Annotated in this window: 24 protein-coding genes; 15 read left to right on the top strand and 9 right to left on the bottom strand. The window is 39.9% G+C overall.

All coding sequences use genetic code 11. The features are described from left to right. Positions 1 to 46 precede the first annotated feature (46 nt). The 4 genes from ACW0TQ_RS06790 to ACW0TQ_RS06775 all read left to right on the top strand — a co-directional run bounded on the left by ACW0TQ_RS06790 (position 47) and on the right by ACW0TQ_RS06775 (position 5,452). The gene (locus ACW0TQ_RS06790) at positions 47 to 1,261 is read left to right on the top strand and encodes a metallophosphoesterase family protein (protein ID WP_455725435.1); all 1,215 of its coding nucleotides are present in this window, start codon (positions 47 to 49) and stop codon (positions 1,259 to 1,261) included. Further along, positions 1,258 to 4,209, top strand: coding sequence for an AAA family ATPase (locus tag ACW0TQ_RS06785; RefSeq protein ID WP_455725434.1), 2,952 nt, complete (start codon positions 1,258 to 1,260; stop codon positions 4,207 to 4,209). The genes ACW0TQ_RS06790 and ACW0TQ_RS06785 overlap by 4 nt, the downstream gene beginning before the upstream one ends. 18 nt (positions 4,210 to 4,227) lie before the next feature. After that, positions 4,228 to 5,172 (top strand): 3'-5' exoribonuclease YhaM, encoded by a 945-nt coding sequence (gene yhaM / locus ACW0TQ_RS06780; protein WP_042534644.1) that lies wholly within the window; start codon positions 4,228 to 4,230, stop codon positions 5,170 to 5,172. A 103-nt stretch (positions 5,173 to 5,275) separates the two neighbouring features. Then, on the top strand, positions 5,276 to 5,452 hold the full coding sequence (locus ACW0TQ_RS06775) for a sporulation YhaL family protein (protein WP_042534641.1): 177 nt from the start codon (positions 5,276 to 5,278) through the stop codon (positions 5,450 to 5,452). A 47-nt stretch (positions 5,453 to 5,499) separates the two neighbouring features. Here ACW0TQ_RS06775 and ACW0TQ_RS06770 read toward each other — a convergent pair whose 3' ends face one another. The 5 genes from ACW0TQ_RS06770 to ACW0TQ_RS06750 all read right to left on the bottom strand — a co-directional run bounded on the left by ACW0TQ_RS06770 (position 5,500) and on the right by ACW0TQ_RS06750 (position 8,654). Continuing rightward, positions 5,500 to 6,399 carry a peptidylprolyl isomerase gene (locus ACW0TQ_RS06770; RefSeq protein WP_042534639.1) on the bottom strand — a complete coding sequence of 300 codons (900 nt, stop codon included), beginning with the start codon at positions 6,397 to 6,399 and terminating at the stop codon, positions 5,500 to 5,502. Positions 6,400 to 6,513: 114 nt separating this feature from the next. Then, positions 6,514 to 6,699, bottom strand: coding sequence for a hypothetical protein (locus ACW0TQ_RS06765; protein WP_042534637.1), 186 nt, complete (start codon positions 6,697 to 6,699; stop codon positions 6,514 to 6,516). A 222-nt stretch (positions 6,700 to 6,921) separates the two neighbouring features. Further along, positions 6,922 to 7,293 carry a YtxH domain-containing protein gene (locus tag ACW0TQ_RS06760; protein ID WP_042536304.1) on the bottom strand — a complete coding sequence of 124 codons (372 nt, stop codon included), beginning with the start codon at positions 7,291 to 7,293 and terminating at the stop codon, positions 6,922 to 6,924. 284 nt (positions 7,294 to 7,577) lie between these two features. After that, positions 7,578 to 8,099 carry a tryptophan transporter gene (locus tag ACW0TQ_RS06755; RefSeq protein ID WP_042534635.1) on the bottom strand — a complete coding sequence of 174 codons (522 nt, stop codon included), beginning with the start codon at positions 8,097 to 8,099 and terminating at the stop codon, positions 7,578 to 7,580. A gap of 123 nt (positions 8,100 to 8,222) precedes the next feature. After that, positions 8,223 to 8,654 (bottom strand): HIT family protein, encoded by a 432-nt coding sequence (locus tag ACW0TQ_RS06750; RefSeq protein ID WP_487247467.1) that lies wholly within the window; start codon positions 8,652 to 8,654, stop codon positions 8,223 to 8,225. A 197-nt stretch (positions 8,655 to 8,851) separates the two neighbouring features. Here ACW0TQ_RS06750 and ACW0TQ_RS06745 point away from each other — a divergent pair, with 197 nt between their 5' ends. Then, on the top strand, positions 8,852 to 9,595 hold the full coding sequence (locus ACW0TQ_RS06745) for an ABC transporter ATP-binding protein (protein ID WP_042534631.1): 744 nt from the start codon (positions 8,852 to 8,854) through the stop codon (positions 9,593 to 9,595). Beyond that, positions 9,588 to 10,808 carry an ABC transporter permease gene (locus ACW0TQ_RS06740; RefSeq protein ID WP_042534629.1) on the top strand — a complete coding sequence of 407 codons (1,221 nt, stop codon included), beginning with the start codon at positions 9,588 to 9,590 and terminating at the stop codon, positions 10,806 to 10,808. The genes ACW0TQ_RS06745 and ACW0TQ_RS06740 overlap by 8 nt, the downstream gene beginning before the upstream one ends. Before the next feature lie 38 nt (positions 10,809 to 10,846). On the opposite strand, the gene ACW0TQ_RS06735 is transcribed toward ACW0TQ_RS06740, so the two are convergent. Both ACW0TQ_RS06735 and ACW0TQ_RS06730 read right to left on the bottom strand, forming a co-directional pair. Further along, positions 10,847 to 12,022 (bottom strand): M20 family metallopeptidase, encoded by a 1,176-nt coding sequence (locus ACW0TQ_RS06735; RefSeq protein WP_455725432.1) that lies wholly within the window; start codon positions 12,020 to 12,022, stop codon positions 10,847 to 10,849. A 367-nt stretch (positions 12,023 to 12,389) separates the two neighbouring features. Then, the gene (locus ACW0TQ_RS06730; protein WP_042534623.1) at positions 12,390 to 12,824 is read right to left on the bottom strand and encodes a ferritin-like domain-containing protein; all 435 of its coding nucleotides are present in this window, start codon (positions 12,822 to 12,824) and stop codon (positions 12,390 to 12,392) included. 108 nt (positions 12,825 to 12,932) lie between these two features. On the opposite strand from ACW0TQ_RS06730, the gene ACW0TQ_RS06725 reads away from it, so the two are divergent. From ACW0TQ_RS06725 to ACW0TQ_RS06710, 4 genes are read left to right on the top strand one after another with little or no spacing between them, the layout of a single operon-like run. Then, complete coding sequence (locus tag ACW0TQ_RS06725) at positions 12,933 to 13,583, top strand: phosphatase PAP2 family protein (RefSeq protein ID WP_455725431.1); 651 nt, start codon at positions 12,933 to 12,935, stop codon at positions 13,581 to 13,583. Positions 13,584 to 13,640: 57 nt separating this feature from the next. After that, positions 13,641 to 14,420: a cell wall-active antibiotics response protein LiaF gene (liaF, locus tag ACW0TQ_RS06720; protein WP_084612986.1), complete on the top strand. Its 780-nt coding sequence runs from the start codon at positions 13,641 to 13,643 to the stop codon at positions 14,418 to 14,420. A gap of 18 nt (positions 14,421 to 14,438) precedes the next feature. Continuing rightward, on the top strand, positions 14,439 to 15,497 hold the full coding sequence (locus ACW0TQ_RS06715; protein WP_042534619.1) for a sensor histidine kinase: 1,059 nt from the start codon (positions 14,439 to 14,441) through the stop codon (positions 15,495 to 15,497). Positions 15,498 to 15,514: 17 nt separating this feature from the next. Beyond that, a complete protein-coding gene (locus ACW0TQ_RS06710; protein WP_042534618.1) occupies positions 15,515 to 16,156 on the top strand; it encodes a response regulator in 642 nt (213 codons plus the stop codon). A gap of 635 nt (positions 16,157 to 16,791) precedes the next feature. Here the strand turns inward: ACW0TQ_RS06710 and ACW0TQ_RS06705 are convergent. After that, the gene (locus ACW0TQ_RS06705; RefSeq protein WP_455725430.1) at positions 16,792 to 17,289 is read right to left on the bottom strand and encodes an antibiotic biosynthesis monooxygenase family protein; all 498 of its coding nucleotides are present in this window, start codon (positions 17,287 to 17,289) and stop codon (positions 16,792 to 16,794) included. A 186-nt stretch (positions 17,290 to 17,475) separates the two neighbouring features. Between ACW0TQ_RS06705 and ACW0TQ_RS06700 the strand changes: the two genes are divergently transcribed. The 5 genes from ACW0TQ_RS06700 (at position 17,476) to ACW0TQ_RS06680 (ending at position 24,178) form a co-directional block, all read left to right on the top strand. Further along, complete coding sequence (locus ACW0TQ_RS06700; RefSeq protein WP_256704791.1) at positions 17,476 to 19,677, top strand: transglycosylase domain-containing protein; 2,202 nt, start codon at positions 17,476 to 17,478, stop codon at positions 19,675 to 19,677. Positions 19,678 to 19,977: 300 nt separating this feature from the next. Next, entirely contained in the window at positions 19,978 to 21,015 is a 1,038-nt protein-coding gene (gene hemE, locus ACW0TQ_RS06695) for a uroporphyrinogen decarboxylase (RefSeq protein ID WP_042534614.1), read from the top strand. A gap of 120 nt (positions 21,016 to 21,135) precedes the next feature. Next, positions 21,136 to 22,071, top strand: coding sequence for a ferrochelatase (gene hemH / locus ACW0TQ_RS06690; protein WP_455725429.1), 936 nt, complete (start codon positions 21,136 to 21,138; stop codon positions 22,069 to 22,071). Beyond that, a complete protein-coding gene (hemY, locus tag ACW0TQ_RS06685) occupies positions 22,071 to 23,477 on the top strand; it encodes a protoporphyrinogen oxidase (RefSeq protein WP_338112836.1) in 1,407 nt (468 codons plus the stop codon). The genes hemH and hemY overlap by 1 nt, the downstream gene beginning before the upstream one ends. A 131-nt stretch (positions 23,478 to 23,608) precedes the next feature. Further along, positions 23,609 to 24,178, top strand: coding sequence for a GNAT family N-acetyltransferase (locus ACW0TQ_RS06680; RefSeq protein ID WP_042534609.1), 570 nt, complete (start codon positions 23,609 to 23,611; stop codon positions 24,176 to 24,178). Between the two features lie 127 nt (positions 24,179 to 24,305). On the opposite strand, the gene pepF is transcribed toward ACW0TQ_RS06680, so the two are convergent. Further along, complete coding sequence (pepF, locus tag ACW0TQ_RS06675) at positions 24,306 to 26,126, bottom strand: oligoendopeptidase F (RefSeq protein ID WP_042534608.1); 1,821 nt, start codon at positions 26,124 to 26,126, stop codon at positions 24,306 to 24,308. Positions 26,127 to 26,319: the final 193 nt, after the last annotated feature.

The following is a 26,319-nucleotide window of genomic DNA, read 5'->3' as shown; positions in this document are numbered from 1 at the left end:
TTGCCTCTGTTAAAATAAGGATATCATAAAACTGGGAGTGGAGACAGTGAATGCAGCAGTTACTTTTATTCATGCAGCTGATTTACATTTAGACAGCTTATTTAAAGGCCTGAGGCATGTGCCTGCCAATCTATTTAAAGAAATTCAAGAAAGCACATTTACTGCTTTGAATCACCTGGTTGATGAAGCGATAAACAATAAGGTAGATTTTGTTTTATTAACAGGTGATCTGTACGATCAAGAATCACAAAGCTTAAAAGCGCAAATAAGACTGCGACGCGCATTTGAAAGGCTGGCCGATGAAAATATTGCAGTATTTTTATCTTATGGAAACCATGATTTCAGAAAAGGGGATGCCTTTGTCGTGGAATACCCCGATAATGTATATATCTTTCCTGATGAATCCGTAACATCTATTCCTTTTTATAAGAATGGAGAAGCGGCTGCGTCTATATACGGATTCAGCTATGAAAATAGAGCTGTATATGAAAATAAATCTTCAGAATATGAACGGACAGAGGATGAATTTCCACTTCATATCGCTATGCTGCATGGCAGCGTGGCAACAAATACAGAGCACGACTCTTATGCGCCATTCCAGCTGAAAGACCTGTTAAACAAACGCATGGATTATTGGGCATTGGGCCATATACATAAACGGCAGCAGCTCCATACAGATCCTCCGGTTATTTATCCGGGCAATATACAAGGGAGGCACCGAAAGGAGACGGGAGAAAAAGGCTGTTATCTGGTTAACTTAAGCAGACATCAGGTAAAGCAAACCTTCCTGCCGCTTCAGGCAATCCGTTATGAAGAAGCACAGGTGGACATTCGGGATTGTCTCACTCCTTCTCAAGCAGAAAAAGCCATTATGAGGCAATTGCCGGAACACAGTGTTCCAAGCTTATTGTATTTGAACATAACTGCAAGAGAAAATGATGCATTTTCCCCGGATGATATCCTTGTTCAAGAGTTAGTTGAAGTGATAAATGAATCTTTGACAGAAGCTTTTCCATGGCAGTATATTTACCGTTATCAGCTTGTTTTGGAGGAAGAACCAGCTCAGCTGAAAGACGCTTTTTTAGAAGATATATTAGAAGAAGCTGATATGGCATTTATTCAGGAAGGATTAAATGAAATTTATCATCACAAGGATGCGCGAAAGTTTTTATCCCCTCTGTCGGAGGAAGAGGAACAGACGATTAAATCGGATGCTTATAAGCTGCTGAATACGCTATTGCGGAAGGAGAGAGCAAAGTGAGGATAAAGGAAATTACGATTTACGGCTTTGGCAGATGGGTCGACCAGTCTTTCTCCTTCTCTGGTTCTAATTTGATAACGCTCTTAGGCGATAATGAAGCCGGGAAGACAACCCTGCATCAATTTATTTTATATATGCTTTTTGGAATGTCCAAAAAGCAATGTGATTTTTATCGTCCCAAAACCAGCAGTAAATTAGGAGGAAGGATGATATTAGAGCATCCTGCGGAAGGAAATATAATGATTGAACGGTTGGATGCGTCTGAGGTCAGATGCTTTGATAACGTTGGAGCGGAAAGAGACATGACCTGGTTCGGAGCTTTTTTGGGAAATATGAATCTGGAAACCTTTCAATCGATTTATTCCTTTTCTAATCAAGATTTAACCGTGATGCAGGATATGAATGAATCGGATATCAGTGAGCTTCTATTAAGTGTCGGTTTAACAGGTTCAACAGCGATTTATAAAGTGGAAAAGAAGCTGCAGGCAGAGCTGCAGAAGCAATTTAAGCCTTCTGGCACCAAGCCGGTTATCAATGAAAAACTAAGTGCGTTACGAATCAAAGATAAACAGACTGGAGAAAGCAAGCAGCTGGAAAAATCATATAAAGAACAAATAGAAAAAATGCGTGCATTGGAAAATAAACATAGGTTGAAAAAAGAGCAGATTGCAGAGAAAAATGAACAGCTGGAAAGAGAAAAGCAGCTGGAAAAAATACTGCCTATACGAAAAGAAATGCTTCGTGTTTCCGAAGAATTGCAAAAACTGGCGGATGTCCGTGATTTTTCATTAGATTATCAGAAGCAAATAGAGACAATCCATGCAGATATGAATCAGGCAGACAGAGAAATCAGCTCCCATCAGGCTACCTTAGACACGTATATGGAGAAAAAACAAGATTTAGAAACGATTTCCCTGCAGGACGGAGAAAAAGAAAAATTAAATCATTTCCTGAATCAAAAAGCAGAAATAACCTTTATGATAGAACGAAAGAAAACGTTGGAAGAGGATTATCAGTATAAAGCCCGTGAAATTACAGAGATGATTCAGGAAAAGCAGATTCGTATAACCGCTGAAGATTTAGAACAGCTGGAATTACCGTTTTATCTTGAAAAGGAATGGGCGGCATTACGTGAAGAGCTGGGAAATGTACAAAAAAGCATCGCTGATAATCAACAGCAGAAAGACCATTTGGCCCAGGAAAAAGCACGAATGGAGGAGGAGCAGAAGCAAGCAGAAAAAGAACTGCTTGCTGACGTGCACGTAGATGAATTAAAACAGCGGATCCAAGCTTATCACCAGACCAATCAACGCAGCGAAACACAGCAACAGTATATGCATCAAATGCTTGGTCAAATGATAGAAGAGAAGCAGAAGCAAACAAAAAGATTTACAGCTGTTGGAATAGGGATTTCCTTGGCAGCAGCCTTTATTGGATATGCAAGAAGCATGCCGTGGCTTTTTTTATTAAGCCTGGCAGGTGGAATTGGTATATATTATTTCCGGCATGTACAACAGCAGGATATCCAAAAATTAAAACAGCAGCAGGAAAGCTGGCAGACCGCCCCCTCTGAACAGGAAATGGACGTGACAGAAGCAGAATATCTGGAAGCACAGGAAATTTTGGAAAAGCAGCAAATATTGCGCAGTAAGCTCTCTGCTTTAAATGAGACGTTACGAGAAACGATTCATCAGCTAAAAGTGAAGGGTACGGCTGAATCTAACCTAATCAAGCAGCAAAATAAATTAGAAGAGGGCAGACGGAAGCAGCAAAATCAGTTTCCATTTTTACAATCCATCGATGTCTTTTATTGGCAGGATATTTACCATTTATTACAAAAGCTGCTTCAGCTGACGAATGAAAAGCAGCATATCTATACAGGATTAGTCAGAGTAAAAGAACGGATAGAGCAGTTTTCAGACCAGGCCAAGAGTTGGCTGAAGCATAAAGGGCTGGCGGAGCAGACTCATATGGATGAAATAATGCATGCCCTTGAAGAAATAGAACAGCAAGAACAGCAGCGCCAGCATGAGCTTCAGCAGCTGAATCAATTTATAAAGGACACCAGCAATAAACAGGCAGCTTTCATCCAAAAAAGAAACCATGATAAGAAAGAAATAGATAAACTGTTAAATATGGCAGAAGTGGAGTCTGTAGAAGTTTATTTTGAAAAGAAGACAAGAAAAGAACAATATAATAAACTGTACGCCAGACAAGAAGAACTGAGAGAAAGAATCCACATCCTGCTTCCGGAGAAATGGCAGCAGGAATGGATAAATGTTTCCATAGAGGGTGCTGACCATTATAAAAAGAAAAAAGAATTAGAGCTGGCTTTAGCGGATGAGGAAGAAGCGTTAGAACAACTAAAGAGTCAGCAGGCAGAATTGAAATTACGTATTGAACAGCTGGAAAGAGCGGAGGATATATCTCTGCAAATGCACCAGCTGGCAATGGAGAAGGAAGAACTGGAGGACTTGGTCAGAACCTGGGCTGTACAAAAAACAGCTTTACGGATGCTGGCTGCTGCGAAAAGCCAATACAAGGATAAATACTTGTCGCTTGTAATTGAAACCGCCCAAATCTATTTTAAAGAGATTACTAGAAATCAATATGATACAATATATTCACCTGCAGCAGAGCAGCCTTTTCAAGTAGAAAACAGCAGGGAAAAACGGCGGTTTCGCGTGGAGGAGCTTTCTCAGGGAACAAGAGATCAGCTTTATATTTCCCTGCGCCTTGCGATTAATGAGGTGATGGCAAAAGCGAGCGGTCTGCCATTTCTGATGGACGATGTTTTAGTGCATTTTGACGGGAAACGTTCAGAACGTATGCAACAGGTACTGGAGCGGATGGCGGAAAATCAGCAGGTTATTGTATTTACATGCCATAGAGAGCTGGCTGAAGCTGCAAATGGAGAAATCATTCATCTTAATGCTAGGGATGCTTGATTTGGAGGGAGGAAAAAAATGAAAAAAGGAATCGCAAATTTAACAGTCGGTGATAAATTTGAAGGATTTTTATTGATCAATGATGCTACGAAGGGTACGACCAGCAACGGAAAACCATTTTTAACGTTAATGCTTCGAGATGAATCTGGCGAGATAGAATCGAAGCTGTGGGATGCTACCAAAGAAGATGAAGAGAACCTGGTTGGCGAGCAGATTATCCATGTAACGGGAGATATTAATCAATTTCGGGGGAAAAATCAACTACGCATTCATTCCATCCGCTTATCTCAGGAAACAGATCAGGTTCAGGTCAGTGACTTTGTCGGTAAGGCTCCCGTAGGCAAAGAAGAGCTGGGAGAAAAGCTGACAGAAGCTATTTTTGAAATGAAGAACCCAACGTTGCAGCGTATTGTGCGGGGGTTTGTAAAAAAATATCAGCATGAATTACTCATTTATCCGGCTGCTGCGAAAAATCATCATGATGTCGCATCAGGGCTCGCCTATCATATTGTCAGCATGGTGGGGGTTGCCCGTCAGCTTCATGAACTGTATCCCTCCATCAATAAAGATTTATTATATGCAGGTATTATCCTGCATGATATCGGAAAAATAAAGGAATTATCTGGTGTCGTGTCAACAACATATACGCTGGAAGGAAAATTGCTTGGACATATTACCATTATGGTAGAAGAGATAGCAGAAATGGCGAAGGAGCTGCAAGTAGAGGATAAGGAAGAGGTGCTTATTTTACAGCACTTGATTTTAAGTCATCATGGAAAAGCAGAATGGGGCAGTCCGAAGCCTCCAATGGTCAAGGAAGCTGAACTGTTGCATTTAATTGATTTGATTGATGCAAAAATGAATATGCTGGATAAAGCACTGGATAAGGTGCAGCCGGGCGAATTTACAGAGCGGCTTTTTGCAATGGACAATCGCTCTTTCTACAAGCCTTCCTTTGAGTAGCTCTTAAAAAATATTGAATCCATCGGATTGCTGTGAAGATTATGTCATTTTCTATTTACTTGTTCATATATATTTATTAAGGAGTGGACAAGGAGGATTTAAGATGAGCTCGATTCCAATTTGGGTCTTTGCAGTGATTCTGTTAATTTTATTCAGCGGATATATGGCAGTGCGTGCGTTTTTAGCTGAAAGAAAGCTGGATCGGCAGTTTATTGAACGAGAAGGTAAGATATATATGGAACGTATTCAAAAGGAACGATTGAAAAAAAGAGAGCAGTAATAAAATGAAAAAATCGCTACCCATTTTCAAAATGGATAGCGATTTTTTTATTGTTCAGATTCCGTGTCTTCTGCAGGCTGCTCTTCTTCAGAAGGCTGTTCAAATAAATCTTCAAGTCCTTCAGCAGAGATATCTACATTCGCATCTTCAATTAAATTTTGAAGTTTTGCTTGAATATCTTCCTGATTTGCTTGTTGAAGAACGAGTTCGCTTCTTAATTCATCTTTTAATTCTTCAAAATCGCCAATGGATTCTTCTTTTTCACGTACATCATTTACTTTGATGATATGGAAACCAAATTGAGATTGCACAGGGTCGCTGATTTCACCTGGTTCCATAGAGAATGCAACTTCTTCAAACTCAGGAATCATATCGCCGGCAGAGAAGTAACCAAGATTACCGCCGTCTTCTGCACTGCCATCTGTTGAGTATTCTGAAGCAAGGTCTTCAAACTCTTCCCCATCATCTAATTTTTCTTTTACTTCATTTGCTGTTTCTTCATCCTGCACAAGAATATGCTGTGCATCTACTTCTGAATTCTTTCTGTCATAGTAATCCTTCAGCTCTTCATCCGTAATTTCCATATCTTCAGAAATAGCGGCTTCCTGAAGCATTCCTACATAGACTAAATCTCTAAGTTCTTCTTCATCACCGAATTGCTGAGCCACCATGGAATCAAATTCATCTTCGCCAAGTTCATTTTTCATGGTATCGATTTCTTCATCTACTTGCTCGTCAGTCACTTCGTATTGGTCTTCTAACACTTTTATGGTAACAAGCTCTTCAAGAACAGCTTCTCCATTACGTTCTTTTAATTCATCATAAAACTCTTCTTTTGTGACGTCGCCTGCGTCTGTAGTCGCGACCACTTCATCATCGGAAGAATTACATGCAGCCAATGCAAGCACACTGGCAGATATTGTTGCTGCTAATGTCCATTTTTTCATGTCTGATACACACCTCTACTCTTTTCTCATCTTACTTTTATTGTTTACCATGATTAATATATCATACTTTTCCAGTTTAAATAATTATTTTCAACTTTTTACTAAAAAATCACATTAAACTGTCACATTTAAAACACGCAGATAAGAACAAACTAGCATAGCTACCAATATCATATTCGTAACCCGATCCATTCTTTCTGATTTTTGCTTGGAAAGCTCCATTTTTGTACTTAAAGCACTAATCATCACATTAAAAATAAGTAATATAAAAAAACCAAAAATGATATAAAAAATAGCCATGTTCTATGTACGCCCCTTTACAATAATGCTACTTCTCTAACTCTATCAAAAACAAATCGCATTGAACAGTCATAAAGCGCAACTTAATAGAGTAAATCACGTTTTTTCTCTTCCTGTAAAACCATATTTTTATGATTGCGATAGAGAGGCTGCGGACACGCATGCTGTAATAAAGTAAAAAAAGCTTTTACCAGCGGAATTTTGCCAGCAAAAGCTTTCTTTCTATGAATTGGCATTTGTGTTTTTAAGTTTTTCTTCTAATTCACGGATACTTGATTCAATTTGTTCCAGTGACTGGTGAATATTATCCTGCTGAGGTTCTACAGCGTTTTTCCAGTCTTCAACGGATTTTCGCATTTCTTCCGTCAATTCTTTGACTAAAACAGCACCTTCTTTAGAAGTTCGAAGCAGCTGCTCTTTGATTCGAATGCTGTCTTCTTTTAAATTCATCAATAGTTCTTTTAATTCTAAGGATTGATTTTTGACTCTTACACGAACATCCTTGCCTGATTCAGGTGTGCTTAATAGTGCAATGCCAGCACTGACAGATGCTCCAACGATAAAACCCAGGGTTAATGATTTTTTCTTAGACATAATAGGAAATGCACTCCTTTCTTCTTTCACATATACCTTTTCCTTTTACGATATGTACTTAAACATCTTCCTGCAAAATAAATGCAATATACATATTATAGGAAAAAGAATCAATTTCTGCTAGTATGAATGTTTTTTTACTATCTTTATTTTAACACAAAATAGATAAGATATGATAAATATACTTTTTTAGAATGGAAAAAGCATTCGCTCCAATTTAAAATGGAACGAATGCTTCGGAAGACAAAGAAGAGCTGAAAGTATTTTTAACTCTCTGATCTCCTTTACGAAACCGCAGCTACTTTACTTCGCTTCATAATTCCCTCTACAATTGGATAAACAACCAGCATGATAACGGTATTCATTACTGCTGCTGGAAGAACAACAGCTGCAAATAAAGCAAGAAAACCGCCTTCTAAGAATCCTAAGAAGAAAAGCGCAACAGATAAAAAGATACTGCCGCTGATCAGTGTCCCGGCAAATGTTAATACAGAAGCTGTTACTTTTGTATTCATCTGCTTTCTTACCAGCAAAAATAACAGAAAGAAAGCAACTGCTGTCAACGGTTTATCAATCAGGTTGGCAATTTGCCCTCCCGGAGCCGCTGTGGTCAATGCGGAAATAGCACCTGTTGCAAATGCAAGCAGAATAACATAATTCCATTTAGGGAATAAAATAATACCTAAAAACATCATTGCCAGCATCATATCAGGCTTTACACCAAATAATAGCGGGGGCATTACAAAATGCAGTACGGTTCCGATACTTACCAAAAGGGCAAGAATGGTTAAAATTTTTGTCTTCATTACTTAACTCTCCTCTACTTTTCTATACTCTGCTTTCCGGTTGTGCGCTCATCGCCAGCCGCGAAAGGTTATAGTCAGTATATCAAATGCTGTTGAAAATAAAAAGAACGAAATGGATTGTTTCTAGTGTTTGATTTGCTCATTGATTGCTTTTGCAACCGCCTGTAAATCATCTGATGTGTAATCCTCTGTATGCGTTATCCAATTTGGTGTGTACCCATCTCCATTGCCGTAGCGCGGAATTAAATGAACGTGCAGATGGAAGACTGACTGCTCAGCAACCGGTTCGTTATTATTAAGCAGATTGATTCCTAATGGCTGATAGGCATCGCGAATAGCGTTAGCAATAACGGGTATTCTACTGAATAATTCTTTTGCTGTTTCTGGCGGTGTTTCATAAATATTCTTAGTGTGTTCTTTAGGAATAACAAGTGTATGCCCTTTGGTTACTTGACTGATATCGAGGAAAGCATAAACCTTATCATCCTCGTAAACTTTGGCAGAGGGAATGTCTCCATCGATAATTTTGCAAAAAATACAATCTTCATGTGCCATCTTTTGTTCCTCCCTATCTAATTTAAAATGTAATCTTTTATCTATTGTATAGAGTTGGACCGGGTAAAGTAAAGGGTTCTGTATTAAACTTGTTAAAGGATGTCTAAAAAACTTCCCGTAATTTGTAGAACGGTTCATTTTGGAATCTTCTTCGAATGATGATAAAATCAGATTAGTGAACAAAGGGGGTTAACAAGGTGAGTTCCTTATTACATATTGAAAACTTGTATGGAGGCTATACCCATAAAAATGTACTGCACGATATATCATTTGATTTAAATAAAGGAGAAATCGTCGGGCTGATTGGATTAAACGGTGCTGGAAAAAGTACAACCATTAAGCACATTATCGGTCTGATGCAGCCAAAAAAAGGGGAGGTACAGGTAGAGGGGAAAAGCTTTCAGGATGATCCTGAAGGGTATCGTAACCAGATGGCATACATTCCGGAGATGCCTATCCTGTACGATGAGCTGACTTTATATGAACATCTCAGGCTGACAGCCATGGCCTACGGAATTGAAGAAGAGGTGTTTGAGCAGAGGCTGCCTAAGCTTTTAAAAGAGTTTCGGTTAGAAAAGAAATTGAATTGGTTCCCGGTCCATTTCTCAAAAGGAATGCGGCAGAAGGTTATGATTATGTGTGCTTTTCTGATTGAACCGCCGCTTTATATTGTGGATGAGCCATTTGTTGGTCTGGATCCATTAGGTATCCAGTCTTATCTGCAGATGATGGACTCGATGAAAAAGCAGGGGGCAGGCGTCTTAATGTCCACGCATATTCTGGCAACAGCGGAGAGATACTGTGACCGTTTTCTTATTTTACATGATGGGAAATTACGTGCGGAAGGAACATTAGAGGAGCTTCGCATGCAATTCCAGATGCCAGGGGCGACTTTGGATGATTTATATGTACAGCTGACAAAGGAAGATGATCATGTTTGATTCGCACGCACTTTATAAAAAACGTTTATCTTCCCATGTCAAAAATTTAAGCAGATATTTAAAATATATGTTCAACGGACATATTGCATTTGCCATGTTTTTTTTCATTGCTGCAACTGCTTATTATTATCAGCAGTGGCTGGAACAATTACCGGAGAATTTTCCGACTGGAATCATCATGGGAATTGTTTTAGGATTGCTGATCAGCTATAATCCAATCCGCACATTATTGCAGGAGCCGGATTTGGTGTTTCTTATTGCTGCTGAGCAGCAGATGGGATCGTATTTCCGTAATAGCTTGATTTACAGCTTTGCGATCCAGACGTACCTCATTGTACTTGCAGCGGCTGCATTCAGTCCGCTTTATTTCGCCAGTTTCAGCGGACGGGCAGGAAGCATATACCTTGTTACGCTTCTGTTATTTCTGGTTTTTAAAGGCATGAATATGCTGGCAAACTGGAATATGCTGAAGGTAAGAGAGAAGAGTTTGCGAACCATTGATTTAACAGCACGTACACTGCTTAATATTGTAACAGCCTACTTTGTGATTGAAGGACAGGCATTATACGCTGTGATAACGATCGTATTGCTGCTTCTTGTAATTGTATATGATTTTATTGTGGCAGCAAAACAGCCGGGCATTATTTGGGAATTGTTAATAGAAAAGGACCAAATCCGCCTGCAATCCTTTTACCGGATTGCGAATTTATTTGCGGATGTTCCGCATTTGAAGAATAAAGTAAAAAGAAGAGAATGGCTGACAAAGACCTTTATCAGCAGAATCCCATTCGAGCGTTCAGCTGCCTATGATTACTTGTATCAGATTTCTTTTCTCCGCAGCGGAGATTATTTAGGGATGTATCTCCGGCTTGTGGTAATCGGCGGTATTTTCATCTGGGTCATTCCTAATGTCTGGATAAAGCTATTATTTGCTATTCTGTTTATTTATTTGAGTGTTTTTCAGATGATGGCTCTATATCACCATCATCGTACGCAAATGTGGCTGGATCTGTATCCGCTGAAGCCCGGATTAAAACTGGATGCAGTGATTAAAATTATTCGCAAGCTCGGCTATATGCAGGCATTTGCTTTTACCTTCTTATTTATTTTTCAGCTTGAGTGGCTGGGGAGTATTATTGTATTAATTGGCGGTCTTGCTTTTGTCTGGGCATACGTAACATTCTACGTGCAACCTAAACTGGATAAGGTATAAAAAACAAGCTGACGAGAGAATAGCCTCGTCAGCTTGTTTTATTTGGCTTGTTCCTGATAGGTCAAATAAATATTTGCAAAAGCTTTTGCAGCTATAAGCATTGCTTTTTCATCAATATCAAACCTCGGATGATGATGCGGATAATCATTTCCCTTCAGATTCGCACCTGTCAGGAAGAAAGCACCTGGTTTTTCTAATAAATAATAAGCGAAATCTTCTCCGACCATTAACGGATCTGTAATCGCGGCAATGTCTACACCGTCAATTTCCTTTGTTGTCTGAAGGACAAGATCTGTCTGCTCTGGATGATTGATAACCGGCGGATATCCTTTAACATAGTCAAACGTATAGGAAGCGCCGAAAGAATCGCAAACCCCTTTTAGAATCTGCTCCATTTCTTGAATGATTTTTTCTTGCACTGCTGTATCGAAATGTCTGACGGTTCCGACCAATTTAGACTGGTCGGCAATGATGTTAAAGGCATTCCCTGCTTCAAAAATACCAATTGAGATAACGGCAGATGATAATGGGCTTAATCGTCTGCTCACAATTTGCTGGAGTTGGGAAACTGCCTCAGCACCAATCACGATGGCATCCTTTGTATCTTGCGGAATAGCGCCGTGACCGCCCTTTCCCTGAATCGTAATTTCAAACCGGTCCGTACCTGCCATGATTGCCTGATGTGTAGAATAAATACTTCCAAGCGGCAGGGTTGCCCATAAGTGTGTGCCAAATACAGCATCTACATCTTTCAGAGCACCAGCTTCAACAATCGGTTTCGCCCCGCCGGGAGCATATTCTTCTGCATGCTGATGAATAAAGACAATACTTCCTTCCAAGTCATTTTGAAACTGCTGCATTACTTTTGCAAAGGTAAGCAGGGTAGCAGTATGCCCGTCATGACCGCAAGCATGCATAACACCCGGAATCTGGGATTTATAGGGAACATCCTTCTCATCCTGTATCGGCAGTGCATCAAAGTCAGCTCGGAAAGCAACGGTTTTGCCCGGCTTTGCCCCTTTTAATGTTGCTACAATACCGTTACCGCCAACATTTTTTTCATATGGAATACCTAATTTTTCATAATAGTTTGCGATGTATTTAGCAGTTTCTGTTTCTTGAAATGACAGCTCAGGATGCTGATGCAAATATCTGCGGATGTCTACCATTTCTTCATATGTGTTATCAAGGAGTGAATGAATTGCTGATAACATGTTAATCACCTCTTTCAATTGATAGCCTTGTGACTCAACTTTCGCACCTAAGAATAAGCATATATATCATGCTATTCCAGAATGAACATGTTTTCGATTACCATGCTTGCTTTTTGGTTAAATATCCGGCCTTTTTGGAGATTAACTCCTGTTTCTATGGAAATAAAGTTACTTTTTAATGTGCGAAAGTTGAGCTTACGAAAAATAGAGAAAAGCCTTCTAATTTCAATCTCTTTCATTATATCACTAATCCATGCAGCTGTAGAACAAATATTTCGAGGATAAAAATACTTGCTTATGTCTGCAATATAAAAACCATGAAGCAGTAATCGCTTCATGGTCAGGAAGAAGTTCATATCAATTGTTCTTAATGGATACGCGGGTCTTCTAATAGTCTCTCTATTTCTTCTTTATGATGTGTTTCATCAGAGATCAAGTCCTCTAATTTCACAACCAGCTCTGTCAGCCCCAGTTCCTCAGCCTGTGCTTTTCTTTTTTCATAGCGCTTGATCGTATCTGTCTCAGATTGAAGGGAAGCCTTCAATAAATCTACAACTTGGGAAGGCTGCGGTACAGAAGCTGCTTCTGTAGTCGGAGTGCCGCCAAGTGATTTGATTTTTTCGGATAAATAAAGTGCATGTCCTAATTCGTCTGTTATTTCTGATTCAAAAAATGGTTTCAGCGCGGACCTGTATAAACCTGAGACAACGGATGCGCTGTACGTATACTGGATAGCTGCAGCGTATTCATTCGATAAATCTTCATTTAATCCGTCAATTAATTCTTGTAATTTTGCATCCATACTTTATCACCCTTCTTTATGATTTTTACTTCTTTATATATATTTCCCATTGTTATTTTTGTCAAACCTGTTTAGCATAAAAAAAGAGAACAGAAAAGGAGAGATTATATGAAAAATAAAACAGCAGCAGTTTTGTTCAGCGCATGGATGGCTGCTTGTTTACTTAGTATTGTCTGGATAATACAAATAAAACGTGATATTTTGCCATATACCGATCAATGGACCAGAGGAATCGTTCCTCATGTGCATGGAACAGGTTTATTTGATTTTTTTAGAGTGATTACGGAGTTAGGCTCTTCGCATGTGCTTATCCCGATAGCCATTGCTGCAGCGGCAGGACTTATGCTGTTGTATAAGCATTGGTATCCGGCGCTGCTGCTTTTAGGAGGAACGTTATTTGCGCATTTACTTAATACATGGATAAAGCAGCTTGTAGCCAGAGAAAGGCCGAGTGTCTCTGTTACTTTAAATGCTGAAGGATTTAGTTTTCCATCGGGACACAGTATGATTTCCATGGTTTTTTACGGGCTGCTGGCTTATTTACTATGTAAAAAAATACATTCAGAGAAAGGAAAGCTGACGGTGCAGATTCTATCAGGAATGCTCGTTTGTTTAATCGGAATCAGCCGCTATTTTATTAATGTACATTATATAACAGATATTATCGCCGGATTTACAATTGGTTTTGCGCTGCTTTATATTTATATTCGTATAGATAAAAACGTCTCAGACTTAAGACGGAGAAGAGAACCTGCTTAAGCTGGTTCTCTTTTAATCCTATTCTGAAGTAAAATAGAGTCATAGAGAAAGGGGTTGATGAAACACATGAGGAGAGTTTTTTCTTATTTTATAGCAATTTGCTTCATTTGGATTGGAATCATGTTAATTGTAAACAGTTTAAATATAGATGGTTTTGAATTAAATTTTGGCTGGACATATATTTATCCATTATTCTTTGTGGTTGCCGGAGCTGTGCTGCTGGGAAGTGCTGTAATCAGAAAAGGCGGCAGGTGGATGATAGGCACGTTCTTGCTCATTTTTGGAGGACTCTTGTTAGCAGATCGGTTTGGGCTGGTTGATTTTACATTTTGGAATGTGTTTAAGCTCTGGCCGCTGATTCTGATTTTTATAGGAATCAGTCTATTTCGCGGACTTCATTTTTTGACTGTGTACAGCGGCAGTTCGAAAAAACAAAAAAAAGATCGCTGGTATGCCTTCTCTGAACCTAAAAAGAATGATGCAACATTCACGATAGGTGATATGGAGAAGAAGGGAAACTGGAATTTGGAGCCGATGAATATTAGCACCATGGTAGGCAATTTTTATTTAGACCTGACTGATGCGTATATCCCGGATGAAGAAACAGAAATAAATATTCGTTCGCTGGCGGGCGATGTCACTATCCTGATTCCCGGAGAAGTGGAATTTCAAGCCAAAGCAGCAGCTAAGGCTGGAGATATCAATATTTTGGATGAGGAATCGACAGGAATCAATACATCCTTGTTTTATAAAACGGATCAGTTTGAAACTGCTACCAAAAAATTATTTATCGACATTCGCTTAAAGGCAGGCTCTATTCGGGTAGATCGAGTATAAGATGGGAGGGGGGAGAAAATGAAACGTTGGGGAAAAAGTATCCGATTCAGCTTTATAAAATCTCATCTTTATGTTTTATTTTTAACAACATGCATCCTGCTGGCTATTATTCTATCCTTATTTGTTATTTTGGAGCCGGACTGGCTAACGGCACAAAGTATCTTTTTATTTATCGGCTTATATATTATCATTGGATTTATTTTGTCCCTGCAGGCCGGATTTACACAAATCGGTAATTTATTAAAAATTCGTTTAGATGCTATCTCCATCCAAATTAAGCAATTTGCCAACGGAAATTATACTTCTAAAATCACGAATGTTCATGAGGATGTGGATGAAACAGATCGAATTATTGCTGAGCTGAATGATTTAGGAGATAAATTGCAACGGCAAGTGGAGTCCTTACAGCGGATGGCCGATGAGAAATCAGATTATGCGAAATCAGCACATAAAGCAGCAGTTATTGAAGAACGGCAGCGGATTGCCCGGGACCTTCATGATGCTGTCAGCCAGGAGCTTTTTGGGCTGGCAATGCTATCAGAGACAGCATTAAAGCTATTTGATAAAAATCCTGCTACAGCGAAAGAACAAATGGAGGAAGTCGTACATTCTGCGCATCAGGCACAGGCGGAAATGCGTGCATTATTGCTTCATTTACGGCCGGTTTATCTTACCGGCGGAGAAACGTTAGAAGAAGGCATTCAGAAATTAATCGATGCTTTAGAACAAAAAAGCAATCTGACATTCCAAATCGATATGGATGAAGGCTTAGATTTAAAAGAAGTAGTCGAGGAGCACATTTTTCGAATTATTCAGGAATCCTTATCGAACATCCTGCGGCATGCGAATGCAAATATGGTTCAGGTAGAAATAAAACAGAGGCAAGAAGAGCTTTATGTCCGTATTGAAGATGATGGCATCGGCTTTGAATCAGATGATCAGCAGAATAATAAAGCTTCTTATGGTCTGAAAACAATGAAGGAACGCAGCGAAGAATTAGGTGGAACATTTACCATTCGTTCCAAAGAAGGGCAGGGTACATATATTTATATTCGAATTCCCAATCAGGGGAATTAAAAAGGGGAGAATGTATTATGATTCGTGTAGTTGTCATTGATGATCATGATGTAGTGCGTAAAGGAATTATTTCTTTTTTACAGACGGAGGATGATATTGAAATTGCAGGGCAGGCGGACAGCGGATTTAAAGGAGCTGAGCTTGTTATCCAGGAGAAGCCCGAAGTCGTGCTGATGGATTTAATTATGGAAAATGGAAATGGTATCGAAGCAACCAGACAGATCATGACTTCTTATCCAGAATGCAAGGTGATTATTTTGACATCCTATTATGATAATGAACAGGTAATCCCTGCCTTGGAAGCAGGAGCATTCAGCTATTTGCTGAAAACCTCTAATGCACAGGAAATTGCAGAAGCTGTACGAAAAGCAGCCAAAGATGAAAATGTGATTGAACCAAAGGTTGCTAACACAATGATGAACCGTTTTCGCACCCCTGCGAAAAAACCCCATGAAGATTTGACCGAACGGGAATTAGAAGTGCTGCTGTGTATTGGGGATGGAATGACCAATCAAGAAATCAGTGAAAAACTCTATATCGGAATTAAAACGGTGAAAACACATGTAAGCAATATTTTAAGTAAGCTGGAAGTGAATGACAGAACCCAGGCTGCTGTTTACGTACACAGGAATCAATTATTTAAAACAGCAGGAGATTGATTCGCTTCACATGAAGATACGCCACCAACAAAAAAGGTTGTCCGCAGGGGAACAACTTTTTTTAGAATAAGAAAGTATAAAATGTTAAGGATAGCCGCTCCAGAAATACATTACACTTTCCGTGGGCTTGAGCTCAGCCTCCTCTAAAGAAGACTTAGCAATTGGCAAGCCGACAGGCGCAGACAGAGCTAAAGTCGCACTTATGCCCTGAGGGTAGAAAAAAAAGGAGTTCACTTTTTTCCTGCTTAGGTCTTCACCCTGCGCATTCCCACAGGAGTCTCCGTGTATTTCTTCTGGGACTGGGACTGCGATTACTCGTCCCATCAAAAAGCGTCGCTAGAATCAGCTTCTTTTCTTTGAAAGAAAGCAAATGAAACATATTTCTTCAAAGATGGGAGCGGAGGGAAACCGACTCCTGCGGGAAAAGCAACAGGTGGAGACCTAAGCAGGAAGCGGTTTTCTTACCGTGCGGCTGAACGTTGCCCGCGGAAAACGACTTCCCGTAGCGGACATCTCTTTGGCGAGAACACCGATGTTTTAAAAACAAAGCGGTATTCTTGGTTTTTCTTGATGAAACGATTATTAAAGGGAATTGTCCGAAAACAACCTGCTGCATAGATGTTCGTTTTCTGTATTTATTCTTCCTTCTCATGCATATGTCCTGAAATAACAAACGGACGCTCCATAAAGTAACTCGGCTGTTTTGCCTGCTGCGAATCATGAGCTTTTTTAAATTGATCGGAGTTTTTCCAGTTCTCAAAATCAGCAAACGATTTCCACTGTGTTAAAACCACATATTTACTTGATTTTTCCTGACGTAAAAAACGCCATGCTTGAAAGCCTTCCATTTTTTCAATGCCGCTGTCACTATGCTTCATACGATATTCAAAGGCGGGGCTGCTGTCTTCTGAGATAGGGAGATGATTCATAACCACATACCCTTCCTTAGATAATTCGCCAACCGATTTTAATACATCAAAGGCTTGACCGGCTGAAAAAATATTTTTAGAGCTGTTTTCATAATAGGCGATACCGCCATCATTACTGGCGATAAAGTAAAAGTCAATATGCTTATGTTTTTTCTCCAATGTTTCTAAAAAATGAATCGTTCCTCTGGACATAAATGCTTTCATAAAATTCCTCCTTCAATTGTCGACCTTCTTTGAATATCTACTTATAATTAAATTGTACACAAATACAAATAATATTGAAAATAATACCCTTTTGTCGAATGTACTTGTAATTTAAGGATGTCCATTCTTTATCAAAAGATGAGAATAACGTATAATGAATGCGTATATGCTACTTGAGGTGAACTTATGAGAAGCGAGCGAAGAAATGAAAAAAGAAACGAACGCAAAAAACAGCAGAAGAATGTTTTTCGACAAAAAATCAAATGGCTGGGAATAGCCGTCGCTGCTGTTTTTCTTTTATTATTAAGCGGCTATGGTCTGCTCATTTTAGGCGGGAAAATGATTGCCAATGAGGAAGATTTACAGCTTGATTTGACGACCACTATCCGCACAGAGGATGGAGAAGTTATCCGGACATTATACAACGAGAACAGAGAGTATGTTTCAACAGACCATATACCAGACCATGTTCTGGAAGCATTTGTTGCAGTGGAAGATCGCCGGTTTTATGAGCATCAGGGAATTGATCTGCAGTCGATCAGCAGAGCTGTTTACCGTGATATTTTAGCGAGAAGCAAAGTAGAGGGCGGAAGCACCATCACACAGCAATTATCTAAAAATCTTTTTTTGTCAAATGATAAATCCTGGACAAGAAAAATAAAAGAAATGATGGCGTCACTTTATCTGGAGCGCAGACTCAGCAAGGACGAGATATTAGAGTTATATGTGAACCAGGTTTACTTTGGAGAGGGAGTATATGGCCTGCAGAAGGCTTCAGAATATTTCTTTTCAAAAGATGTTGATGAGTTAACGATATCTGAGGGAGCACTGCTTGCCGGGTTAATGAAGGCACCCAATGGATATTCGCCTTTAAATCATCCTGATAAAGCAGCAGAGCGCAGAAATGTTGTTTTAATGACCATGGAATCAGCCGGCTTTATAGATGAAGAAACAATGGCTGCAGAGCAGGAAAAAGGATTAGGAATCAATCTGAAAGAAGAAGAAAGAGGAACGAATCCCTGGGTCGACAGCTATGTTGATATTGCTATAAAAGAGGCTGCGGAAGCGCATGACTTAAGCTTTGCCGAATTGCAAAGCGGAGGCTATGATATTACTGTCTATATGAATGAAGATTTTCAGCAGGTTGCTTATCAGAACTTTCAAGAGGATGCTTTCTTCCCTGGGAATACAGAGGGGACAGAGGGAGCCTTTGTTATGCTGGATAAGAATAACGGACATATTGTCTCGGCTATCGGCGGACGGGATTATAGCTTTGGTGATTTAAACCGGACAAATGTACAGCGGCAGCCGGGGTCAACCTTTAAACCAGTTGCTGTGTATGGACCTGCGTTGATGCAGGAAGACGAGTATAATCCTTATACAATTATCCCTGATCAATATATGGATATAGACGGGTATGAAGCAACCAATGTTAGTGGAGAATATAAGAATAACATAACGATTTATCAAGCGATTGTTGAATCAACAAATACCTCTGCAGTCTGGCTGCTTAACGAAATTGGAATAGACAATTCGAAATCCTATCTGGAGAAAATGGGGATGCCAATCGAGGATAAAGGATTGTCGATTGCACTGGGAGGTTTAAATAAAGGGGTCACGCCGCTGCAAATGGCTCAAAGCTTCCAGACCTTTGCAAATAATGGAGAAATGTCGAAAGCGACAGCAATAGCGGAGATAAAAGACCGTAACGGGGAAATTATTTATCAGTCGGAGTCAAGCAGCGAAGAAGTATTTACCCCGCAGGTTGCCTGGGATATGACAGAAATGCTTAAAGAAACCGTCCGGACAGGGACAGCAAGCTCCGGCTACTATGGTAAGGAGCTTGCTGGGAAAACAGGAACAACACAGCATCCAGCTGTTGACGGAGCGTCAAAGGATGCCTGGTTTGTAGGCTATACACCCGATTATGTTACGGCTATGTGGATGGGCTATGATCGGTCTGATGCAGAGCATTATTTGACAGGAGGAAGTTCTTACCCGACGTCCTTGACCAAAAAAATATTGACCGATATCGATAACCAGACGGGTTCTGGATTAACAGCGTCCTTTGAGATGCCAGAAGGTGTAGAAGCTTTGCCGGAGCCGATTGATTTACCAGTCATCGAGCATGTAGATGCAAGCTATACCTTTGGCGGATTTGCTTTATTGAAAGGAAAGCTTAGCTGGGAAGGCTCCACAGATGATCGAGTCGTCTACCGTATTTATAAAGAAGAAGAAGGTACAGATGAGCTGGTCGGAGAAGTGGAAGGAGAAACAGAATTTATCGTTGATGATGTTTGGTTCCGCAACGAAACGTATTATGTCGTTCCGGTTGATCCCATTACCAATATGGAAGGTTCTCATTCCACATCCGTATCCTTTTTCTAATATCTTGCCGGTTCTTTTTATCACGGAGAACCGTCCGTAAAATCTCGCCTCAAAATAAAGCGTAAAGATAAATTTATTTATGCGGGAGATAACGGACGCTAACTCCCTGAATCACTTAGGCTAACCCAGTGGGAGAAGAACAAAACTCCTACTGAGTGAAGTTTCGTTTTATAAGAAATATCTTTTTAGAATGATTATAAAATGAGACAATTTGATGACAAACAAATCGTAACCCTATACAGAAATGCGATAAATAGATATAGTTAGAGATGGAAAAAGAATATAAAGGATGAACGTTGCATGGCAAAAGTAAAAAATACAACTATTTTAGACGCATATCGCGGAAAGAAAACAGACTACACGCCAGCTTGGTTTATGCGCCAGGCTGGAAGGTCCCAACCAGAATACCGGGCATTAAAAGAAAAATATTCCCTGTTTGAAATTACTCATCAGCCGGAGCTTTGTGCTTATGTTACAAGACTTCCGGTAGAAAATTACGGAGTGGATGCGGCGATTCTTTATAAGGATATTATGACGCCTCTGCCGGCTATCGGGGTAGATGTAGAAATCAAAAGCGGAATTGGACCAGTGATCGACCAGCCAATCCGGAGTATGCAGGATATAGAAAAGCTTGGTGAGATCAATCCGGAAAGTGATGTTCCTTATGTGCTGGATACCATACGCCTGCTGACAGAGGAACAGCTTGATGTACCATTGATCGGCTTTTCCGGAGCGCCGTTTACATTAGCGAGCTATATGATTGAAGGCGGACCTTCAAAAAACTATACGAAAACAAAAGCGTTAATGTATCGTGAACCACAGACTTGGTTTGCATTAATGGATAAATTGTCAAAAATGATTATTCGTTATGCAGAAGCGCAAATTAAAGCTGGTGCAAGTGCGATTCAAATCTTTGATTCTTGGGTCGGCGCATTAAACGTGGAAGATTACCGTTATTTTATGAAACCAGTCATGATGGATATTTTTTCAGCGTTAAAAAAATATGATGTACCGCTGATTACCTTTGGTGTAGGAGCAAGACATCTTCTGCTCGAGTGGAATGACCTGCCTGTCGATGTCATTGGCCTGGATTGGCGCACTTCCGTGGAAGAAGCGAGAAGCTTAGGTGTAACGAAAGCACTACAAGGAAATCTGGACCCTGCAATTTTACTTAGTAATTGGGAGACAATTGAAAAAAGAACGAAAGCGATTCTTGATCAAGGAATGAACACAGAAGGCTATGTCTTTAACCTTGGTCATGGTGTTACTCCTGATATTAAGCCGGAAACCTTAAAACGGCTGACAGATTTTATTCACAGCTATTCCAACCAAAATTGAGGAACAAACCCGGGCTAATGAAGCCCGGGTCAAACAGTTAAATCCTATCTGTCAAACAGATGTATAAAATGGTATAGTTTCTAACTACGGAATAACAAAATGTAACGAGGTGTATTGGAAATGGAAAAAAAGAAATTAGGATTATTAGTAATGGCATACGGTACGCCATATAAAGAAGAAGATATTGAACCTTACTACACACATATTCGTCACGGCAGAAAACCTGATCCAGAAGCCTTACAGGATTTAAAGGATCGTTATGAAGCAATTGGCGGCATTTCCCCTTTAGCAAAAATAACAAAGGAACAAACAAATGCTTTAGAAAACAAGCTGAATGAAGTACAGGATGAATTTGAATTTAGAGCATATATCGGTTTAAAGCATATTGCTCCATTTATTGAGGATGCCGTAGAGGAAATGGCAAAAGACGGTATTGAAGAAGCAGTTTCCATTGTTTTAGCGCCACATTATTCTACATTCAGCGTGAAATCATATAACGAACGGGCGAATAGTACTGCTGAAAAACATGGTATAAACATTGAATCTGTACAGGATTGGTATACGGAACCAGGGTTTATTGACTTCTGGGCAAAAGGTGTGCAAAATACCTTTGCAGAAATGCCTGCCGAAGAAAAAAAGAATGCGGTATTAATCGTATCTGCCCATAGTTTGCCGGAGAAAATTCTTCAAAATGGCGATCCGTACAAACAGCAGTTAGAGGAAACAGCACAATTAATAGCAGAGGCTGCTAATGTGAAAAATTATGAAGTAGGCTGGCAAAGTGAAGGGAACACACCAGATCCTTGGCTTGGTCCAGATGTACAGGATTTAACTCGTGAATTGTATAACAAAGAAGGGTACAAAGCATTTATATATACACCTGTCGGATTTGTAGCAGATCATCTTGAGGTGCTATACGATAATGATTATGAATGTAAAGTAGTCTGTGATGAGATTGGAGCAAGCTACTACCGTCCGGAGATGCCAAACGCTCACCCAGCATTTATTGAAACATTAGCAAATGTTGTATTAAAGAAAGTAAAGTGTGCTTCCTGATGGATAGAAAAAAAGTAGTAATTGTCGGCGGCGGGATGACAGGTTTATCAGCCGCCTATCACTTGCAAAAACAAGTGAAATCAGCAAACCTTCCAATTGATATTACATTAGTGGAAGGTTCTAACCGGCTGGGAGGACGCATTCATACGATAAAAAGAGACGGGTTTACGATTGAGAAAGGACCAGACTCACTTTTAGCACGTAAACCGGCTGCAATGAATTTGGCAGAGGAATTGGGTATACTTAATCAAACAAGACGTAATTCTACCGGGCAGTCCTTTATGCTGATTAAAAATCGGCTGCATAAAATGCCAAAGGGTGCATTTATGGGTGTGCCAAAAGAAGTTGGACCGCTTCTGCGTTCAAATTCCTTTACGTTGACAGGTAAAATCCGTGGATTAATGGATCTGATTATACCAAGAAAAAAACGGTCCGGGGACGAATCATTAGGACATTTTATGCGTCGCCGTTTTGGGGACCAAGTGGTAGATAATCAAATTGATCCGCTGCTTTCCGGAATTCATTCTGGTGATATTGATCAAATGAGTCTGGAGGCAATATACCCTGTTTTTGGAAAAATGGAGCAGGAATATGGCAGTGTTATGAAAGGTCTCCGTAAGACCATGTCGAAACCGGCAAAAAACAGTAAGCCTGCCCAAGGACAGTTTTTCTCTTTTACAAACGGTTTACAGAAGCTTGTTGATGCGCTTGAAGCAAAGCTGGATACGGTGAAAATTCTCCGTGAAAATAAAGTGAATCATATAGAGAAGAAGGAAACAGGGTATCATCTTCTATTAGATTCAGGAGAGGTGTTAGCAGCAGATTTTGTTTTAGCAGCAGTTCCGCATACTCAGGTTCCCGGAATGCTGAGTAAGCATGCTCCGCTGCAGGAATTATATGCTATTCCGGCGACATCCACAGCAAATGTCGTACTTGCTTTTGATGAAAAACAAATTAAGCGTGATTTAGATGGAACCGGGTTTTTGGTTACTAGAAATAGTAATTACCGCTTCACTGCATGCACGTGGACCCATCGTAAATGGGAAGGAACTGCACCTGCAGGGAAAGCTTTATTGCGCTGTTATGTCGGAAAACCTGATGATCAGGAGATTGTAAAAGAATCAGACGAGACGCTTGTGGATATTGTCTTGAAGGATTTAAATAAAGTAATGAAAGTAAAGGGAAAGCCTTTATTTTATGAGATTACTAGATTTATTGAGGCAAGACCACAGTACCACACAGGGCATTTAGAGCTTGTCAGCAGGGTCCGCGATTATGTAGCCAGCCAGCTTCCAAACCTGGAGCTGATTGGCAGCTCCTATGACGGTACAGGACTTCCGGATTGTATTGAGCACGGACAAAAGGGTGCAGAATTGGCAATAGAAGCATTGACTCAAAATAAATAAGTTGGATATATGATTTAAAACAGCTATGGAATATTTGTTTCTGTAGCTGTTTTTCTTATGGACAGAAGTAAATAACTTGTTTTAAAAAAAGGCATTCGTTTATCATGAAAAAACGTGAAGCTTAAACGCGAATGAACGAGAAGGAGGAGGGGGAGCAGCTGCTATATAATCAAGTCAATCCAGAGATCATGATTTCGTTGCTGGAAGAAAACGATGCAGAAAACTTATTTGATTTAGTCAGCGCCAACAAAGATTTTTTAAGCAACTGGTTATCCTTTCCGTCTGTAACCAATCAGATGGAGGATTCCAAAAGTTTTATTAAAAGGTCCTTATTTCGTTTCGTAAATAAAGAGGGCTTTTGGGCCGGGATATGGTATAAGGAAAAATTAGCCGGGTCCATCGGTTTCTTATATTTTGATTGGAAAGTAAAGAAAACGGAAATTGGATACTGGCTTGGAGAAGCATATACAAATAAAGGAATCATGACACTTACCTGTGCTGCAATGGTGAATTATGCATTTCACGAATTGGAATTAAATAAAGTGGAGATTAAAACAGCCGTAAAGAATAAAAAAAGTGCGGCGGTCCCTGAAAGACTGGGTTTTAAACATGAAGGAACCATACGGGCGGATGAAGTGATAGGGGATACGATTCATGACCGTGAAGTATATGGGATATTGCGAGCCGAGTGGGACAGGTGAGGCGCAGCTTTTCCAAAAATACCAAAAAGCCAGACTGGCATAATACCTGTCTGGCTTTTTGGCGGAGCTGGGACTGCTATTACGATTGTTGTCAAGTTAGATAGAAAGCATTAAAATTTAAAACAAATTATTCCGAATAGCTTTCGATTAACTTATCGATTAATGAACCGACATAATCCACCGCAATCTCGATATTTTTTGGATTGGACATATCAATGCCTGCATCGTTAATTAACTCAAGCGGGCGCTTGGTACCGCCTGATTTTAAGACGTTTAACCAGTCATCCACAGCAGGCTGTCCTTCCTCACGAATCCGCTTAGCCATGGTTGTTGAGACGGTTAAACCGGCAGAGTAGGTATATGGATACAGACCCATATAGTAATGCTGCTGGCGCATCCATGTTAAGCCTGCACCATTATCAAAAGTGACGGTGTCTCCCCAGAAGGATTCTAATACTTGACGTTTCTCTCTGCATAAAACATCAGCTGTTAACGGAGTACCTTTTTCAGCCAAATCATAAACCTTACGCTGGAATGCGCCTTCTAATAGATGTGTAATAAAGTTATGATAATAGGTCCCCAATAATTGGGTAATCACCCAGCGTTTCATCCGCGGATTATCTTTGTTTGCGTGCATTAAATGATCAGCAAGCAGCAGTTCATTTAATGTAGAAGGTGCTTCAATAAAATAAGTTGACGGTCGTGTATTAAAAAGCGTCTGATTTTTACCGGCTAAATAGAAGTGACCGGCATGCCCTAATTCATGTGCAAGAATAAAGGCGTTGCGCATTTTATCGGCCCAGGTCACCAGAATATATGGATGTGCTCCGTATGGGCTCGAACAGAATGCGCCGCTTGCCTTACCAACATTTTCAGCACGGTCTACCCAACGGTCTGATAATGCTTTTTTCATTCCTTCGATATATTCCGGCCCCATGATATCGAGTGCGTTTAAAATGGTCTCGGAAGCCTCTTCATAGGATGTACTCGGATTAAACGCAGGGTCCAGCGGAGCTTTTAAATCACAGAATCGCAATTCTTCCAGCCCGAGCTTTTCTTTTAGTAATTTCGCGTACTTCTGCATGTGCGGAGCTAATTTTTCCTGGATAACATCTAATTGATTATGATACATTTCCGTGGTTGCCTGCTGTGGTGCTAAAAGCATATCCGTGACAGAATCATATTTTCTTAACTTGGAAAGCTGTACCTGTTTTGTAATCTCTGTCTGATAGGCAGCAGCATACGTATTTTTATATTGTTCCAATGTTTCTATAAAGGACTCATAGGCGTTCCTTCTCAATACAGTATCCTCTGAATACTCATAACTTTCTTCGTATAACGGTTCACTCATTGGCTGTGTTTTTCCCTGACTGTCTGTTACACTTTTGAACTGTATATCGGACTGTTTGCTTCGTGAAAAGATATTGTGTGGAGCTTCTAAAACTTCACCCAGCGCAGATAAAGCCTCCTCTAATTCAGGTGAGAGAATATGCTCCTTCTGCTCTAAAATATCAAACAAATATTTCCGGTATGTTTCAAGTCCAGGCTCATCTTCTATAAACTGCTCGATTTCAGATGAAGTCAGGTTAAGAAGCTCTGTTTCAAAGAAAGAAATCTTGGAGCGGATTGCAGCAAGTGCAGCCCCGCTCTTTGCAGCAGCCCCCTGATTCACAGGATCGCTCCCGTCTGCACTTACTAATAAATTTGCATAAACGGCAACATGAATAACCTTCTGCTGGTAAGCTTCTACAGAGTTAATAGCTTGTAATAAAGTGTTTGCATTTTCAGAAAGCTTTCCTTTAAAAGTGGTAATTTGATCAGCTTCTTCGACAATGTCCTTCAATGCTTTCTCCCAGCTTTTTTTGTCAGGAAAAAGATCTGTTAAATCCCATGTCTGTTCAACAGGCACATCTTTTCGATATCTTCTGCTTTCTTCTATCATTGTCATTCCTCCCAAATGCTTGAAATATTACTGTCTATCAAAGAAAATATAGATACAGCAATATGTTAGCCATTAATTCGATTACCTAATTAATTATAGTACACAGAAGGGGAAATTTATAGCGTTTTATCACAGAAGCAATAAATGTGCAAAAAAAAGAGAATAGCCGAGTACAGGCTATTCAGGAGAAGGATATAAC

Source organism: Oceanobacillus sp. M60 (assembly GCF_053839645.1).
Note: the sequence above shows the minus strand (reverse complement) of the source record. Positions and strands in the feature narration are given on the sequence as shown.

Excerpts from the sequence above, each read along its gene's own strand:
- ACW0TQ_RS06680 (WP_042534609.1), top strand. The coding sequence starts at position 23,609 with ATGAACGAGAAGGAGGAGGGGGAGCAGCTGCTATATAATCAAGTCAAT.
- hemH (WP_455725429.1), top strand. The coding sequence starts at position 21,136 with ATGGAAAAAAAGAAATTAGGATTATTAGTAATGGCATACGGTACGCCA.
- ACW0TQ_RS06765 (WP_042534637.1), bottom strand. The coding sequence starts at position 6,699 with ATGGCTATTTTTTATATCATTTTTGGTTTTTTTATATTACTTATTTTT.
- ACW0TQ_RS06755 (WP_042534635.1), bottom strand. The coding sequence starts at position 8,099 with ATGAAGACAAAAATTTTAACCATTCTTGCCCTTTTGGTAAGTATCGGA.
- ACW0TQ_RS06730 (WP_042534623.1), bottom strand. The coding sequence starts at position 12,824 with ATGGATGCAAAATTACAAGAATTAATTGACGGATTAAATGAAGATTTA.
- ACW0TQ_RS06725 (WP_455725431.1), top strand. The coding sequence starts at position 12,933 with ATGAAAAATAAAACAGCAGCAGTTTTGTTCAGCGCATGGATGGCTGCT.
- ACW0TQ_RS06770 (WP_042534639.1), bottom strand. The coding sequence starts at position 6,399 with ATGAAAAAATGGACATTAGCAGCAACAATATCTGCCAGTGTGCTTGCA.
- ACW0TQ_RS06750 (WP_487247467.1), bottom strand. The coding sequence starts at position 8,654 with ATGGCACATGAAGATTGTATTTTTTGCAAAATTATCGATGGAGACATT.
- yhaM (WP_042534644.1), top strand. The coding sequence starts at position 4,228 with ATGAAAAAAGGAATCGCAAATTTAACAGTCGGTGATAAATTTGAAGGA.
- hemY (WP_338112836.1), top strand. The coding sequence starts at position 22,071 with ATGGATAGAAAAAAAGTAGTAATTGTCGGCGGCGGGATGACAGGTTTA.
- ACW0TQ_RS06705 (WP_455725430.1), bottom strand. The coding sequence starts at position 17,289 with ATGAAAGCATTTATGTCCAGAGGAACGATTCATTTTTTAGAAACATTG.
- pepF (WP_042534608.1), bottom strand. The coding sequence starts at position 26,126 with ATGACAATGATAGAAGAAAGCAGAAGATATCGAAAAGATGTGCCTGTT.
- liaF (WP_084612986.1), top strand. The coding sequence starts at position 13,641 with ATGAAACACATGAGGAGAGTTTTTTCTTATTTTATAGCAATTTGCTTC.
- ACW0TQ_RS06740 (WP_042534629.1), top strand. The coding sequence starts at position 9,588 with ATGTTTGATTCGCACGCACTTTATAAAAAACGTTTATCTTCCCATGTC.
- ACW0TQ_RS06710 (WP_042534618.1), top strand. The coding sequence starts at position 15,515 with ATGATTCGTGTAGTTGTCATTGATGATCATGATGTAGTGCGTAAAGGA.
- ACW0TQ_RS06775 (WP_042534641.1), top strand. The coding sequence starts at position 5,276 with ATGAGCTCGATTCCAATTTGGGTCTTTGCAGTGATTCTGTTAATTTTA.
- ACW0TQ_RS06700 (WP_256704791.1), top strand. The coding sequence starts at position 17,476 with ATGAGAAGCGAGCGAAGAAATGAAAAAAGAAACGAACGCAAAAAACAG.
- ACW0TQ_RS06715 (WP_042534619.1), top strand. The coding sequence starts at position 14,439 with ATGAAACGTTGGGGAAAAAGTATCCGATTCAGCTTTATAAAATCTCAT.
- hemE (WP_042534614.1), top strand. The coding sequence starts at position 19,978 with ATGGCAAAAGTAAAAAATACAACTATTTTAGACGCATATCGCGGAAAG.
- ACW0TQ_RS06760 (WP_042536304.1), bottom strand. The coding sequence starts at position 7,293 with ATGTCTAAGAAAAAATCATTAACCCTGGGTTTTATCGTTGGAGCATCT.
- ACW0TQ_RS06735 (WP_455725432.1), bottom strand. The coding sequence starts at position 12,022 with ATGTTATCAGCAATTCATTCACTCCTTGATAACACATATGAAGAAATG.